We start from the raw sequence: 16086 nt of genomic DNA on the forward strand, positions 1-16086 counted from the left end.
CTGTTAAGCTTTTATTTCAGCGGCTACAATTTCCAGCCCCTCCGCAAAAGTACGGGGCTGATAACCCAATTCTTTGGCTGCCTTATCTATTATCAGCCCGGTTTTGGCAGGACGGGCCGCCGGTTGTGCCAGTGTTTTGGCACTGATTTTTTCTACGAGGGAAGTATCCAGTTTGAAGTATTCAGCCGTTTGAATGGCCATATCATAGGGAGTGAGAATTTCATTTCCGGAGATGTTGAAGAAACCGTTTGCTTTCTTATCTGCAATCAGCAAACAACCCTTCGCCAGGTCGTGGCATAAGGTAGGCGTACGCCATTGGTCATCCACCACTTTCACTTTTTTACCCTGCTGTAAATTATTTTTTACCCAGGTAATCATGTTATTGCGATGCGGGTCTGCCACCACGCCATACACCAGTACCGTGCGGACAATGGCCCATTTCAGTTTGCTGTTGATCACCAGTCGCTCTGCAGCTACTTTACTGGTGCCATAATAATTGATAGGATTTACGGTAGCATCTTCACTGTAAGGTCCCTGCAAGCCATCGAATACAAAATCGGTAGACAGGAAAATGAAGAAGGCGTTACAGCTTTCTGCTGCGTGTACCAGGTAACGGGTAGCCCCTACATTGGTATCCCAGCAGGCATCTTTATTTTTTTCGCAGTCATCTACCTGCGACATGGCGCCGCCATGAATAATGATATCCGGCTGATGTTTTTCCACCAGCTGCTTTACGCTGCCGGCATCGCGGAGGTTCACCGCCTCATAAGTGTATTTATCCCGCAGGGGGAAACGATTAGGGCCTCTGCCTGTGGCTATCACATCATATTTTCCATCTTGCAGAAAAAGCGGGATCAGATGTTGTCCCAATAATCCGTTACTACCAGTTATAAGTACCTTCATAAAGCCATGTTCAATACGCTATTTCTAAAGATAAGAAAAAAAAGCTTTTAGCTGTTCACCAAAATGAGGCATTTCGATAACAGCTAAAAGCTAATCACCCGCAACTTTACTTGTGCATGCCCAGGTTATACATGGTGAACGCCCAGATATCAGCGGCTTCATCAATCATCTTGGAAGTGGGCTTGCCGGCTCCATGACCTGCCTGTGTTTCAATACGGATCAGGGTAGGGTTTGGCCCGGCGTTGTCTGCCTGCAGTGTGGCTGCAAACTTAAACGAGTGCGCCGGTACCACACGGTCGTCGTGATCCGCAGTGGTGATCAGTGTAGCCGGGTAAGCGGTACCAGGCTTCAGGTTGTGCAGCGGCGAATATTTCAGCAGGTATTTAAACTGTTCTGCATGATCGCTGCTGCCATATTCCACTGCCCAGGCCCAGCCGATGGTGAATTTCTGAAAGCGCAGCATGTCCATTACGCCTACAGCGGGCAGTGCCACCTTAAACAGTTCCGGACGCTGCGTCATACAGGCGCCTACCAGCAAGCCACCGTTGGAACCGCCGCGGATCGCTATCTTGCCGGGATTGGTGTATTTCGCTTTCACCAGGTATTCAGCTGCACCGATAAAATCGTTGAATACATTCTGTTTCTTTTCCATCATACCTGCTTTGTGCCAGGCTTCTCCATATTCGCTGCCACCTCTCAGTGATACTACGGCGTATATGCCTCCCTGTTCCATGAAGTACAGGTTGGAAACGCTGAAAGAGGGCGTCATGGCAATATTAAATCCGCCGTAGCCATAGAGCAACACGGGGTTATTGCCATTCAGCCGGATCCCTTTCCTGTAGGAAAGGAATATGGGAACACTTTCTCCGTCGGCACTTTTAAAGAATACCTGTTTGGTTTCGTATTCCGCAGGGTTGAATTTTACTTCTGCCTTATTATATAAGGTAGAAACGCCGGTGGCCACATCATATTTATATACAGCAGGCGGCGTAACAAAGGAAGTATAAGTATAAAAGAACTCCTTGTCTTCTTTCTTGCTGCCAAATCCACCAGCGGTTCCGAGGCCAGGCAGTTTCACTTCATGTTCCAGCTTACCTTTATAATCATACTGGTAAACCCTGGTAGAAGCGTCTTTCAGATAGGAAAGGAATAATTTGCCGCCGGCGAGACCCACACCCTGGAGGGCTTCTTTCTTTTCCGGAACAATTACTTTCCAGTTGGCTTCAGCAGGATTGGCGGGGTCTATCAGCACAATTTTATAGTTGGGTGCGTTATGATTGGTGCGCACCAATAACTTGTCGCCATCGTTATCTATTACGTCTGGTTCGTTAGCGAAGCCTTTTACCAGCAGGGTGAATTCTTTTTGCGCGGGGTTCTGCAGGTCGCGGTACCAGAGTTCCCGGCCGGAAGTACCTTCCGAGGTAGAGAGGATCAGGAAGCGCTCATCTTCTGTTACGTCTACGCCGGCGTTGCGCAGCGGGTGTTCTTTATCCACATAGATCAATTCATCTTTCTCCTGCGGATCGCCCAGGCGGTGGTAATATACTTTCTGGAATTCATTCTTTTGGGATAGTTTGTTTTGTTCATCTGGTTTGTCGTAGCGGCTATAATAGAAGCCGTCACCTTTCCACGACAGGCCACTGAACTTTACCCATTCCAGTTTATCCGACAGGAGCTGCCGGGTTTCCACGTTTATCACATAACCTTCCTGCCAGTCGGATCCTGCTTTGGAAAGCAGGTAGGCAAAATATTTCCCGTCTTTTGAAAACGACATGCTGCCCAATGCGGTGGTACCGGCTGCTGACAGTTTGTTGGGATCCAGGAAAACTTCCGGGGTACCGCCTAAAGTGGCAGAACGGTAAAGAACGGACTGGTTCTGCAAACCGTCATTTTTAAAGAAGTAATAATAGTTACCGTGTTTGGTGGGGGCGCCGTTTTTAGGGTAATTCCACAATTCTTCCAGTCTTTTGCGGATTTCTGCGCGGAAAGGGATGTTAGAGAGATAGTTTTCTGTTACCTTATTCTGGGCGTCCACCCATGCTTTTGTTTCGGGACTGTGATCGTCTTCCAGCCACCGGTAAGGATCTGCGATTGGGGTACCGTGATAGTTATCTATGGTATCCACTTTTTTGGATTCGGGATAAGTAATCGTTTGCTGCTGCTGCGCTATTGCCTGCCCGGCGATTAAACTTACGCTCATAAAGATCCACCTCCTATTATTTTTTTTCGACATGCGTAATATTTTTTAAAAAATTTATCTACTTTGTTTGATGGAAATTAAAAATTTAGGTTATTTCATCAGATAACAGTTAGAAAACAATTGCAAAATGTTATTTTTGTGCGCCTTTAAGATATTTTTTTAGCAATTTATATGAAAAAACTGAACAACATTGCAGTCCTTACATCGGGGGGAGATGCTCCCGGGATGAACGCCGCCGTTCGTGCCGTTGTAAGAACGGGCATTTATCATCAGCTGAATGTGTATGGCATTATGTACGGCTATAGGGGAATGTTGAAGAACGAGATCTTCCCAATGGAGTCAAAGTCCGTTGCCAACATTATTCAGCGCGGAGGCACCATATTGAAGACCGCCCGGTGCAAAGAGTTCTATGAATATGAAGGGCGAAAAATGGCTTATGAAAATCTGAAAAAACACAACATTGACGGGCTGGTAGTAATTGGTGGAGACGGCTCGTTTAATGGTGCGCAAAAGTTCAGCCAGGAATTTGATATTCCGTGTATAGGCTTGCCTGGTACTATTGACAAGGACATTGCAGGAACTGATTCTACGATTGGATTTGATACAGCTGTGAATACAGCGGTGGAAGCTATCGACAAAATCAGGGACACTGCCGATGCGCATGACCGTTTGTTTGTAATCGAGGTAATGGGCCGTGATGCCGGTTACATTGCGTTACACAGCGGCATTTCCACTGGTGCGGAGCACATATTGCTGCCTGAGCGCAAAACCGAAGTAAATGACATTATTGAAGAACTGCAGGCGAACGAACGCCGCAGGAAACTGGTTAACCTGATTGTAGTAGCCGAAGGCGATGAAACCGGCGGTGCTACTGAAGTTGGTCGTATCATTAAAGAAAGGTGCCCACAACTGGATACCCGGGTAAGTATCCTCGGACACATCCAGCGTGGCGGCGCTCCCACCTGCACAGATCGTATTCTGGCCAGCCGTCTGGGCTATGCAGCCGTAGATGCCCTTCTCGAAGGCATCCACAATGTAATGGTCGGTGTTGTCAACGACAAGATCCATTACACTCCTCTTGATAAAGCTGTAAAAGCCAAACAGGAAATTGACCCCGAATGGTTTAAGATTGTTAAAATTCTTGCGAGTTAAAAAATTAGACTTATGAGTACAAAGGATCTTTCGAAATACTATCACAAGCAGATGGATAACGCTGCGGGTAGAGAACACTCTTCGCACAAAACAAAAATCGTGGCTACTGTAGGCCCGGCATGCGATACCTATGAAGGCCTGCTGACACTGGTAAAGGCCGGCGTTAACGTTTTCCGCCTCAACTTTTCACACGGCTCGCACGAAGATAAACTGCGGATTATTGAATACATCCGCCAGATCAATAAAACAGAACCTTACACCGTAGCCATCCTGGCCGATTTACAGGGACCAAAGCTGCGTGTGGGTGAAATCGAAAACAATGCACTCCCGCTGAAGAAAGGTGATATCCTCACTTTCGTAAACGAAAAGCTGGTGGGCAACATGGAAAAAATTTACGTTTCCTACCCTGACCTGTACAAAGATCTTAAAGTTGGCCAGAAAATTCTGCTGGACGACGGTAAAATCGAGACAATTGTAAAAGAAATTACTGCCAGCGGTGAAATCAAAGCGGAAGTATCCCTGCCAGGTGTACTGTCTTCCAAAAAAGGTTTTAACCTCCCGGATACCAAAATCTCCCTTCCTGCGCTGACAGATAAAGATATTATTGACCTGGAATTCATCATCGACCACGAATGCGACTGGGTAGCGCTCTCCTTTGTAAGAAGCGTAAAAGACCTGGCCGTATTACGCAAACGCCTGGAAGCACGTAATTCTAAAATGAAGGTGATCTCTAAAATTGAGAAGCCTGAAGCGATACAGAACCTGAAAGAAATTATCTGGGAAAGTGATGGCGTGATGATTGCCCGTGGTGATCTCGGTGTGGAACTGCCAGTAGAGCAGATCCCGATGATCCAGAAAGATATTATCCGCAAGTGCATTCACCGTGCAAAACCCGTTATTGTGGCTACACAAATGATGGAAAGCATGATGGACCGCACCCGTCCGAACCGTAGTGAAATCACCGACGTAGCCAACGCCGTACTGGAAGGTGCTGATGCGGTAATGCTGAGCGGCGAAACTGCTACCGGTATGTTCCCGGAACTGGTTATCCAAACCATGAATAAAATTATCCAGGAAGTGGAAAAAGAAGCGATCATTTACAACCGTAACCTGATCCCTCACCGCCACTCTCCTACCTTCCTCAGCGATGCACTGTGCTACAACGCCTGTAAAATTGCGGAAGACCTGGACGCTGATGCCCTCATTGGTATGACCCAGAGCGGTTACACCGGCTTTATGCTGAGTAGCTACCGCCCACGCAGCCCGCTTTATATCTTCACAAAAGAAAGGTCGCTGGTAAACCAGCTGAGCCTGAGCTGGGGTGTGCGCGCCTTCTACTACGAAGAAGAAGAAAGCCTGGATGATATCGTATTCGATCAGATCAATATCCTGAAAGAAAGAGGATTCATCAAATCGGGAGATGTAGCCGTTAACACCGGTAGCACCCCTGTCAAAGAACACCTGCCCACAAACATGCTGAAGATCACGAAAGTGGACTAATTGCTATAAGGATTTAGTAAGCGGCGGAGAGGAAGTTCCTTTCCGCCGCTTTTTTGTCAATAATACATACAGACTTGTCTGTTTTATAAATTTAGCTTAATATTGCCTCATGAAAGAACAAGGCGCAAAAGAAAGAATCTTAAATACAGCCAGCGAATTGTTTTACAAGCAAGGCTACCAGGCAACCGGCATTAACCAGATCATAGAAGAAGCGGGGATTGCCAAAGCCAGCCTGTACCAGCACTTTCCGTCCAAGGAAGCTTTGCTGACGGAATACCTGCTGCGAACCCGCACCAATAACCACGCCGAGCGGATGGCCTATATCGACCAGCTTACACCCGGCAGGGAAAAGCTCATGGGCCTGTTCGAATACCGCCGCCGCCACATGGAGAAAAACAATTTCAGAGGCTGCGCCTTTGTCCGCATCGCCTATGAACTGCCAGGATTGAATGAGGACGCACTTTTACAGGTACGGACGCATACTCAAACCCTGAAAACATTTATCACCGAACAATTACAAATCATAAAACACCCTTACCCCGCAGCGGAACTTGAAGAAATGACCGGTATGCTGTTGAATCTGTATGAAGGCGCGGGGCTTCAGGGTTATATCCAACGGTCCGCAAAGCCGGTGGAAGACACGAAGAAAGTGGTTGCCAGGTTGCTGGATACACTTTGAAGAAGGATGAGGAATTGCTACCAGCGGAAAACACCTCTTTATAATTACCGGCGAATGCCGGATAAACAAAACTAAATACCAGCAACACTGCCGGAATATCTCCAGCAAGGCGGGTAAAAAGCGCCCTGAAACATTAAAGTTTTCGCGGCATATTTCCATCATTTATTTAGTGCATCCAATAACGTTATCTATTATAAAAAATTCACTCTCATGAAAACAGACCAGTCTGTATATATTAAACCAACCACTGTCAATCCATGGATATCGCTGGCCATTATCCTGCTGGCGCCACTCATCACCGTGATCGATGTATTTATTGTAAACATCAGCACACCAGCCATTAAAGCGTATTTCCATAGTTCCGACGCAGCACTGGAACTGGTGATTGCCAGCTACCTCCTGGGTTACGCCGTGTTTCTCATCACCGGCAGCCGCACAGGCGATTACCTGGGCAAGAAGAAAGTGTTTATATCTGGACTTGCCGCATTCACCCTGACCTCAGCCATGTGCGGCTTTGCCACTTCCATGGAAATGTTGATTGTGTCCAGGCTGTTACAAGGCGTGGCAGCGGCTTTCACCGTACCGCAAACCATCACGCTGATACAACTGAACTTCCAGTCGCCCGCCGACCGCGACAAAGCCTATGGCCTCTATGGTATGGCCCTCGGCACCGGCGCCACCCTGGGGCAGTTCCTCGGCGGCTACTTCATTACCTCGCACCTGATCACCGACAGCTGGCGGCTGATCTTCCTCGTCAATCTCCCGTTTGGTATTGTAGCAATGTTACTGGCCTGGTTCTTTGTGCAGGAATCCGGTCAAAACAAAAGCACCCGGTTTGATATACCAGGCATCATCCTGCTCACCTTAGCCTTATCTCTCCTGATATATCCTGTTATACAGGGTGCAGAACTTGGCTGGCCTGCCTGGACTATCGCCATGCTGGCAGGTGCATTCATATTATTAGGCATATTCGTGTGGTATCAACACTGGCTGGGAAAACGGCAACGCGATCCGTTAGTGCCGCTGGAACTCTTTCGTATCAGGAGTTTTAACACTGGCGTCATCAGCGTATTATTCTTCTTTGGTGTAAACACCGCTTATATTTTTATTGTAGCCATCTACTTTCAGAATGGATTTCATATGTCGCCTTTTACTGCGGGGAATTATTTCGTCATGCAAACCATTCCTTTCCTGCTGGCTTCTTTGTGGTCCATTAAAAATGCTGCACGATATGGTATCCGCCTGCTACAGTTTGCGTGTATACTGATGATCCTCTCTTTTATCTTACAATTAGTTTTATTTCAGGGAGGAGTAGTAACACCTTACGATATCATGCCGTGTCTAATTATTTATGGCAGCGGATCTGGTTTGCTGATGCCATCATTATTAAAAGTGGCGATGTGGGATATGCCGCCGGCTAAAGCAGGAGCCGCCAGCGGCGTGTATTCTACGGTACAGCAGTTTGCCTCTGCGTTGGGCGTAAGCATGCTTGGAGGCATTTTTCTCTACCTCGCACGCCACTCCGGCAATTTTTATCTCGCTTATAAAATTGCATTGTTCTGCATGATGGGATATTTAGTAATAGTGATGATCGTGCTAAACCGGGTTAAGCGGTAACTGCTCTCTTTGTTTTCTTGTAAGTACCCAGGTAAATAACCAGGGCAGCGGTAATCAGCGCAGTACCGGCCACGCATATACCATTCCATTGTGCAAAAGACCATACCCATAGCCCGATGCCGGAGCCAAGTGAAGTACCAATAAAACTGGTAGTCATAAACACCGTATTCAAACGGTTCCTTGCTTCCGGCAGTAATGTGTAGATGCGGGTTTGATTGGATACATGAATACCCTGCAAACCAAGATCAATAGCGATGATACCAACGATGATACCTATAATATTGGCTTTAAAAACATAGAAGAGAAAATAACCAAGGAACAAAAAGATGATACCATAACCAATGGCAATACGCGGATTCTTTTTATCTGCAATGCGTCCCACCAGTGGGGCGCCTAAAGCACCGGCAGCTGCAGCAAGTCCCATCAACCCGATTTGTTCACTGGTATATTTAAAAGGCGCATCAGACAATAAAAATACCACGGTTGTCCAGAACATGCCAAACATAGCGAAACAACAGGCATTGATAGCCGAAGCTTCTCTTAATAAAGGCTGTTCTTTGATCAGCGTAAGCAATGATTTCATCAGGTCGCCGTAGCTTCCTTTGAAATTTGGTTTACTGGACGGAAAAGATGTAATCATGATCACCGCCAGTAAAGCGCTGATGCACGCCGCTATCCAGAACATGGCACGCCATCCGAAATGATGTCCTACTACACCGCTGAGGGTGCGGGATAATAAGATGCCGACGAGTAAGCCACTCATAATAGTACCAATCACTTTTCCCCGGCTTGCAGGATCAGAAAGGCCTGCTGCCAGTGGCAATATCAGCTGTGGCACTACTGAAGTAAAACCAATCAGCAAACCCGTAATTTTCAGCATAGTGATATTCACCGACTCCGCAGCCGCCACCAGGGCCACTACCGCAGCCAGTGTCATCACCACTATCTGCCGCTTGCGCTCCAGTTTGTCTCCCAGCGGCACACAAAATAACAGGCCCAGCGCGTAGCCCACCTGCGTAAAAAATGTGACCTGTCCGGCATTACTTTCCGATACGCCAAATTCGTTGCTCATCAACACGAGCAAAGGCTGGCTGTAATAAATATTGGCAACGATCAACCCCGTGCAAAGGGCCATTATCATGATATTCCACCTGCTAAGCGCCATAAAATTGTACTGTTTTTTCCGGGAGATGCAAAGATAGCCTTTTCGTGTTTAGTAGTTGCCCTTTAGCTTTTAAGACGGGCTTTTAACGGAAAAAGGTAAATTTGTCGGACTATTCACTAACAGCTAAATGCTAACCGCTAAAAGCTACCCGTATGTTTACAAGCATTAATCCGTTTACGCAGGAAACCATTGCTGAATATGCAGCACATACACCGGAACAAATAGAGCAGAAATTACAGCTGGGCCATAAAGCATACCGGGAATTATTACAGGTTCCCCTGGAACAACGCCGGCAGTGGATGATGCAGGTAGCTCAATCCATGAAAGACCATGCAGATGAACATGCTGCTCTGATCACGCGGGAAATGGGAAAAACGCTGAAAGAAGCGAGGGCCGAAGTGCTGAAATGCGCCACCTCCGCAGAATATTATGCAGAAAACATCGTGGAAATGCTGGCACATAAACCGATCGGTTCCGATGCGTATAAAAGTTACGTATCGTACGAGCCAAAAGGAATTATACTGGCCATTATGCCCTGGAACTTCCCCTACTGGCAGGTATTCCGCTTTGCTATTCCCAATATACTCGCCGGCAACACCGGCATCCTGAAGCATGCCAGCAATGTAAGCGGTTGTGCATTGGCCATCGAAAAAATATTCACTGAAAGTAATTTCCCCGCCGGTACTTTCCAATCGTTACTCATCTCTTCCAAAGATATAGAACCAGTTATCGCAGATCACCGCGTACAAGGCGTTACGCTCACCGGCAGCACTCCCGCAGGGAAAAGTGTAGCGGCGCTTGCCGGGAAATATATCAAGAAAACCGTGCTGGAACTGGGTGGCAGTGATCCTTTTATTGTATTGAAAGATGCCGACCTGGAAGCCGCCGCTAAAACAGCAGTGCAAGGCCGTATGCAAAACGCCGGTCAGTCGTGCATTGCCGCAAAACGCTGGATCATAGAAAAAGATATTGTTCCCGCGTTTACCGCAGCAGTAAAACGGATCCTGCAGGACCTCAAACAAGGAGATCCCACGCAGGAAGGCACACAAATGGGCCCAATGGCCCGCCCCGACCTCGCAGAGGAGCTGGCCAAACAATTACAGGACTCTATTCATCAGGGAGCCAAGCTGGAGTTGGGTGGCACGCATGAAGGCTGTAACTTTGCACCTACCCTGCTTACCGGGGTTACCAATAAAATGACGGCTTTCAAAGAAGAAACTTTTGGTCCGCTCGCCGTGATCATAGAAGCAGCCGATGAAGCAGATGCTATCGCACTGGCCAATGAAACAGAATTTGGCCTGGGCGCAGCCCTGTGGACCAGCGACCTCGACAAAGCCGCCAAACTGGCCACACAGATAGAGAGTGGCAACGTATTTATTAATGCGATGGTTCGCTCTGATGCACGCTTACCTTTCGGCGGCGTAAAGCAATCTGGCTATGGAAGGGAACTATCACTGGAAGGCACACACGAATTTCTGAATGTAAAGACTGTCTATATACAACAATAAAGCACTGGAATGACCACCTCTCTGAAACGCGACCGCTATACTCCCTATATCAGTTTCTCCCGTAAAGAATGGGCAGAAAGAAGCAATGATGCCATGCTGCAGTTGCAGGACTACGACCTGGAAGCGCTGCACGGCATGAATGAACCACTCACACAGGAAGAAATAACACAGGTATATCTTCCGCTGGCACATCTGCTCAACTTATATGTAACCGCGTCGCAACAACTGCATACTGCCACCAGTAATTTTCTCAGCAGCCAGGTACATAAAGTGCCTTATATTATTGGCATCGCCGGAAGCGTAGCCGTTGGAAAAAGTACTACCGCCAGAGTGTTACAAAAATTATTACAGGCATGGCCCAATCATCCGCGGGTAGACCTGGTAACAACGGATGGTTTCCTCTATCCCAATAAAGTACTGGAAGCCAATAATATCATGAACAGAAAAGGCTTCCCGGAAAGCTATGATATTAAAAGACTGATCCACTTCCTGGCGGATGTAAAATCCGGTAAGGAAAAGGTGGCGGCGCCACTTTATTCTCACCTGGAATACGATATCTTACCCGGCCAGCTGCAGTGGATAGAGCAACCGGACATTGTGATTGTAGAAGGTGTGAATGTGTTGCAGGTTCGTCACCGGCAGCAACAAAAAGATCCGGCCGTATTCGTATCCGATTTCTTCGACTTCAGCATTTATGTAGACGCTGCGGAAAAAGATATCCGCAAATGGTACATTGCACGCTTTGAAACCCTGCGCAGAACTGCCTTTCAGAGCCCCGAGTCTTTTTTCCACCGGTATGCGCATCTTTCTGATGCGGCCACTATCGAGTTAGCCACACAGATCTGGGATGATATCAACAAACCTAACCTGGAACAAAATATTGCACCTACCCGCTACCGCGCCAGCCTGATTTTGGAAAAAGGTCATCATCATTTCGTTCAATCCATTCAACTGAGAAAGACCTGAATGCAAGGCACACAAATTATCCGTCAACAGCTGCAGGCACTGCTGAAAGAACCCATGGTTCACTGGGAACTGTTTGAAGCCATCCTGCAGCCGGTAACTTTTCCGGCCGGCGGGCACCTGTCGGAAGCGGGTAAAACCGCCAATGCTATTTATTATATCGAAGAAGGAGTTGTGCGGGTTTATACGATCCACGATGGTAAAGACATCAGCATGGACTTTGCCTTTCCGCATAACTTCACTACTTCCTACGCCTCTTTCATTACACAAAAACCCGCGGTAGTAAGTTTGCAGGCAGTAACGCCGGTACGTGGGTACGCCTGTTATTATACCGATCTGCAACAATTATATCGCACCTCACACCAGTCGGAGAAGATAGGCCGGCTGGTAGCTGAACAGCAATACCTGCGGAAATACAACCGGGAACTCTCCTTCCTGCAATATTCCGCACAGGAGCGGTATACGCAGTTGCTACAGGAATATCCCGAGGTGGTGCAGCATATCCCTGTCAAACAAATTGCTTCCTACCTGGGAATTGAACCGGAAAGTTTAAGCCGGATCAGGAAAAAAAGAAGTACATAACTTGTTCTTCTTACCCATTAACTAACATTTGTCAATTTTATTCCTCCGGAAGATGTGGATCTTTGAGTCCTAAAAAATATACAAATGGCTTTCTTTTCCGGTTTATGCAGTATTGCCCTCTTACTATTGGCGATTGGTTATATCTTCCAGATCCCGCTTTTACAACAACTCCCTGCAGATGCCCGTATATCCGCTGCCGTTATGTTTCTGATGATAGGGATTACACATTTGATAAAGCCGCGCAAACTTACCTATATGATTGAAGGAATGATCCCGTATCCTTTATTCATGGTGCTGTTTACCGGAGCGCTGGAAGTACTGCTGGGAGTGGGTTTGCTGTTTCCTGACACACAGTACTATGCGGGATGGGGATTGATGATACTCCTCGTGGCTATGTTTCCTGCCAATATCCGCGTAGCGGTGCTGAACCTGCCGGCGCCTGGCGGATTACCCTCCAAACCCTGGTACATCTGGAGCCGCTTATTATTTCAACCTGTTTATATTTTATGGATATGGTGGGCCATCAATTAATTGATAACTTTATGCCATGCTATAAAAAGTTTAACCATGCGCATACATTATTTACGCAATGCCACATTGCTCATAGAATGGAATAATAAGAACATACTGGTTGATCCTATGCTCGGCGTTAAAGACAGTCTGGACCCCGTTCCCAACGCAGCCAACAGCATCCGGAATCCCATGACCGATCTTCCGCTTAACGACGATGATTTAAAGCAGTTGTTGTCTTCCCTGGATGCCATTCTCGTTACCCATCTGCACCGCGACCACTGGGATGTAACGGCACAGGCCATACTGCCTAAAAGCATTCCTTTATTTTGTCAGCCGGAAGATGAGGCCACTATCAGGGAACAGGCATTTACACAGGTGATTCCTGTTGTTACATCGGTTACCTGGGAAAATATAACCATTACACGTACAGGCGGGCAACATGGCACCGGCGAAATAGGCAAAATGATGGCGCCTGTTTCCGGCTTTGTGCTGAAAGAGGGGAACACCACATTATATATCGCCGGTGATACCATCTGGTGTGAAGAAGTAGTAGCTGCACTGGATACTTTCCGCCCGGATTATGTGGTGGTAAATGCAGGCGCTGCACAATTCCTGCAGGGCGACCCCATCACCATGACCGCAGCAGACGTGATTAAAACCATCCGGCATGCTTCGCAGCCCAAGGTAATAGCGGTGCATATGGGCGCTATTAATCACTGTTTCCTCAGCAGGGAAGCGTTGAGAGCGGCCGTTGCTGCCGAACAGCTGTCGGCCATTATTCCTGAACAAGGCGAATGGATTAACCTTTCATAAAAAGATCTTTGGTACACACAAAAAAAGGGGCTGTCACCTTCCGGTGACAGCCCTTTCTGCATAATGTAAGGAGTTTTTTATACCCACTCATTAACATGTTTTGCATTACCCATGCTAACTTCACGGGCCGAAATGGTAAAGGAAATTACCATTGGATTTTTGTTTTCGTAGTCAAAAGACTCTTCAAACTTTACTAAATACCCTTCTTTAAATTCCAGGGTTTTCAGTTTGGAATCAGTGTCTCTTTTGTAAAAAGTAATGGTACCATCTTTTCTTTCAAAGTTGTTTACCATCCACTCAAAGAGATCTGTTTTTCCGGTAGATTCAACGGTCAGCTTAATACGTCCGCCACGGGTAATGGCTGAGGGGCGACCGGTTGCATCTACTTCTTGTGTGAGGTCATAAGCGACATGCTGTACATTGTACTCGTTGCCGCCTGCTTCAAATTTGGCTTTGAATGACATGTTGGGTTAATTTTTAAGGTTACAATAAAGAAAAAATAATTAGGATTTATTTATGAATTATAAGTACCAAATATAGGATGAAAATTTCAATAGTCAAGAGTCCTAACAAATAATTATTATTCCAATATTTACCGGATTAATACCCTTCTGAAAGTTAGTGAGCGCGGCTGTTCAGCAACATCATTTGCCGGCAGTTATCGAGGTCCCTGCTCTTACTTTCCAGTTTCGCATTCAGGTCGGCTACCTGTTCTTTCAAACCTGCAATATTTTGTTGCGCATTTTGCAGTTCGCGAAGCTGCTGTTTGGTTTGTTGCAACGACAAACAGTTCTGCACAATATTATCATACAACCCGTAATGCGTCACTGCATTTTTTGGAATAGAGTTGCGCATATCCGCCAGGGATGCGGCAATCACCTGATCCATGTAATTGGCGTTCTGGTTAGGAAGATTAATAGAATCGAGGTTATGTTTTACCTTATCCAGCTTTTGCAGGAACTCTGATTGGAACGCCTGCTCTTCCCTGAACGAAGTCAATTCTTTCCGCAGGGATGCGTTTTCCCTTGCAGGTACCTGGTAATTAAAGAATACAGCCAATACAAATAAGGCGACCGTTATAATGAAAAATAACAGGAACCAAATAAAGGATACATTTCTTTCCTGCCTGTTTAATACTTGCATATTGCGGATCGTTTTTTTTAGGGAAATTATCTTGTTGAATGATCTGTTAAGCGGAATATATTCCTGTTGAAACATTTAGTGTTATTGCACCTGGTCCTGTACGCATCACAAACATTGGAAGCGTTGGGGAATGGCTGTTATATTGCTGCCATTACCGCATGATACTAGTCGGTAAAGAACCAGCGCTTGGTTTTATGCTTCCGCAGGTATTCCGCGTCTTCCTGTGATTCTTCTTTTACGAAAATATTGCTGTCCTGCTTGCGCCCGATATAATCCAATCTGCTCAGGCTTTCAAACAGTTTATTCACGGCCCTTACAAAAGGAATCATAGGTTGCAGGCACTCTCTTACATCCAGGTGTTTATATTTGATGTTGGCGCAATTGATCATGAGCGTTTCCAGTTCTCCCTGTCGCAGTTCGCACCACTCAGATAAGTAGTTCAGCAGCTCCTCTTTACCTGCGCCGGCACGTTGATCAATAGCGTTTTTCATGGTGCGGGCAAGGCCCGCAATAATTTCCAGCATCTGGGCCGGTGGTTGCTGTAATCCCAGCCACCGGAATTGCGTGATCCTGGTACCGAGATATTGCACCATTCTTTCCGTGATATACAATACTACAAGTGCCAGGTCATTTTGCTGGTTCCTGCCGTAGATCTTCTGTACAATGTGTACGCCGTATAATTCCATTTGCCCCAGGAACTGGTCCAGTTCATGAAAGAGATCTATCAATGCAGGGTGTGCGCTGACGATGCTGCAGGGAGGGATATAGTCATCATCCATCTCCGGACGGCCATCGGACACACTGATGCGGCCCAGCACCATCTGGTAGCTGCCTAGCTGGCCGGAAGGCAGCTGTGACGCCGGCGCTACGTATAAACTATATTCCGGTGTGGCATAAGGCAATCTTGGCGGATCTTCATCCAGCAAAGGCTCTCCGCTGGGCTGCCGGTCAAAGGGATTTACCTGTATGATGACGTAATAAGTAGTTTCTGTATGTTGCGGGTCCCAGGTATAAGTTGCTTCGGGGAAGGTAGTAGCATACTTCAGCGAATGCACGGTATGTTCAGGGATCTCAATACGGCCACCACCGGGAGTTACCGCGCGGCATTCGGTTAATTTGATCCGCCATAACTGCTGATTATCGGTCACAAACCAGCAACGCAGCGATTCTTTATTTTCTGCTTTGGGGGGCAACAGTCCATAATTCAATGCATGGATACCGCACGCCAATGCATCCCTGATCTGGTCCAGCAAAGCATTTTCCGTATCTATAAAATGCTGCTTTTTTATCTTCATACCATCAACCCAGTTAACGGGAAAATGCTTTAGCGGTTCTGCCATAGTTCTGC

Annotated in this window: 15 protein-coding genes; 9 read left to right on the forward strand and 6 right to left on the reverse strand. The window is 46.9% G+C overall.

What is annotated here, in order from left to right:
- Positions 1-3: 3 nt before the first annotated feature.
- Positions 4-903 carry an NAD(P)-dependent oxidoreductase gene (locus AB6805_RS31960; protein WP_370913490.1) on the reverse strand — a complete coding sequence of 300 codons (900 nt, stop codon included), beginning with the start codon at positions 901-903 and terminating at the stop codon, positions 4-6.
- 106 nt (positions 904-1009) lie between these two features.
- A complete protein-coding gene (locus AB6805_RS31965) occupies positions 1010-3103 on the reverse strand; it encodes a prolyl oligopeptidase family protein (protein WP_370913491.1) in 2094 nt (697 codons plus the stop codon).
- A gap of 171 nt (positions 3104-3274) precedes the next feature.
- Between AB6805_RS31965 and pfkA the strand changes: the two genes are divergently transcribed.
- The 4 genes from pfkA to AB6805_RS31985 all read left to right on the forward strand — a co-directional run bounded on the left by pfkA (position 3275) and on the right by AB6805_RS31985 (position 8051).
- On the forward strand, positions 3275-4255 hold the full coding sequence (gene pfkA / locus AB6805_RS31970) for a 6-phosphofructokinase (protein ID WP_370913492.1): 981 nt from the start codon (positions 3275-3277) through the stop codon (positions 4253-4255).
- Between the two features lie 12 nt (positions 4256-4267).
- A complete protein-coding gene (pyk, locus tag AB6805_RS31975) occupies positions 4268-5755 on the forward strand; it encodes a pyruvate kinase (RefSeq protein WP_370913493.1) in 1488 nt (495 codons plus the stop codon).
- A gap of 109 nt (positions 5756-5864) precedes the next feature.
- Positions 5865-6434 (forward strand): TetR/AcrR family transcriptional regulator, encoded by a 570-nt coding sequence (locus tag AB6805_RS31980; protein WP_370913494.1) that lies wholly within the window; start codon positions 5865-5867, stop codon positions 6432-6434.
- Positions 6435-6644: 210 nt separating this feature from the next.
- Positions 6645-8051, forward strand: coding sequence for an MFS transporter (locus AB6805_RS31985; RefSeq protein ID WP_370913495.1), 1407 nt, complete (start codon positions 6645-6647; stop codon positions 8049-8051).
- Here AB6805_RS31985 and AB6805_RS31990 read toward each other — a convergent pair.
- Complete coding sequence (locus tag AB6805_RS31990) at positions 8041-9216, reverse strand: MFS transporter (RefSeq protein ID WP_370913496.1); 1176 nt, start codon at positions 9214-9216, stop codon at positions 8041-8043. The genes AB6805_RS31985 and AB6805_RS31990 overlap by 11 nt on opposite strands.
- Before the next feature lie 152 nt (positions 9217-9368).
- Between AB6805_RS31990 and AB6805_RS31995 the strand changes: the two genes are divergently transcribed.
- From AB6805_RS31995 to AB6805_RS32015, 5 genes are all read left to right on the forward strand, one after another.
- Entirely contained in the window at positions 9369-10724 is a 1356-nt protein-coding gene (locus AB6805_RS31995) for an NAD-dependent succinate-semialdehyde dehydrogenase (protein WP_370913497.1), read from the forward strand.
- Positions 10725-10733: 9 nt separating this feature from the next.
- On the forward strand, positions 10734-11690 hold the full coding sequence (coaA, locus tag AB6805_RS32000) for a type I pantothenate kinase (protein WP_370913498.1): 957 nt from the start codon (positions 10734-10736) through the stop codon (positions 11688-11690).
- Positions 11691-12269: a Crp/Fnr family transcriptional regulator gene (locus tag AB6805_RS32005; protein ID WP_370913499.1), complete on the forward strand. Its 579-nt coding sequence runs from the start codon at positions 11691-11693 to the stop codon at positions 12267-12269.
- A gap of 84 nt (positions 12270-12353) precedes the next feature.
- Complete coding sequence (locus AB6805_RS32010) at positions 12354-12800, forward strand: hypothetical protein (protein ID WP_370913500.1); 447 nt, start codon at positions 12354-12356, stop codon at positions 12798-12800.
- Between the two features lie 36 nt (positions 12801-12836).
- The gene (locus AB6805_RS32015; RefSeq protein ID WP_370913501.1) at positions 12837-13595 is read left to right on the forward strand and encodes an MBL fold metallo-hydrolase; all 759 of its coding nucleotides are present in this window, start codon (positions 12837-12839) and stop codon (positions 13593-13595) included.
- Positions 13596-13672: 77 nt separating this feature from the next.
- Here the strand turns inward: AB6805_RS32015 and tssD are convergent, their stop codons facing one another.
- From tssD to AB6805_RS32030, 3 genes are all read right to left on the reverse strand, one after another.
- Positions 13673-14059 carry a type VI secretion system tube protein TssD gene (tssD, locus tag AB6805_RS32020; protein ID WP_079468771.1) on the reverse strand — a complete coding sequence of 129 codons (387 nt, stop codon included), beginning with the start codon at positions 14057-14059 and terminating at the stop codon, positions 13673-13675.
- 154 nt (positions 14060-14213) lie between these two features.
- Positions 14214-14738, reverse strand: coding sequence for a type VI secretion system TssO (gene tssO / locus AB6805_RS32025; protein WP_079468772.1), 525 nt, complete (start codon positions 14736-14738; stop codon positions 14214-14216).
- A 164-nt stretch (positions 14739-14902) separates the two neighbouring features.
- Positions 14903-16078: a hypothetical protein gene (locus AB6805_RS32030; RefSeq protein WP_370913502.1), complete on the reverse strand. Its 1176-nt coding sequence runs from the start codon at positions 16076-16078 to the stop codon at positions 14903-14905.
- Between the last annotated feature and the right edge of the window lie 8 nt (positions 16079-16086).

Origin of the sequence: Chitinophaga sp. RCC_12 (genome assembly GCF_041360695.1) — a bacterium.
Lineage (GTDB): Bacteria > Bacteroidota > Bacteroidia > Chitinophagales > Chitinophagaceae > Chitinophaga.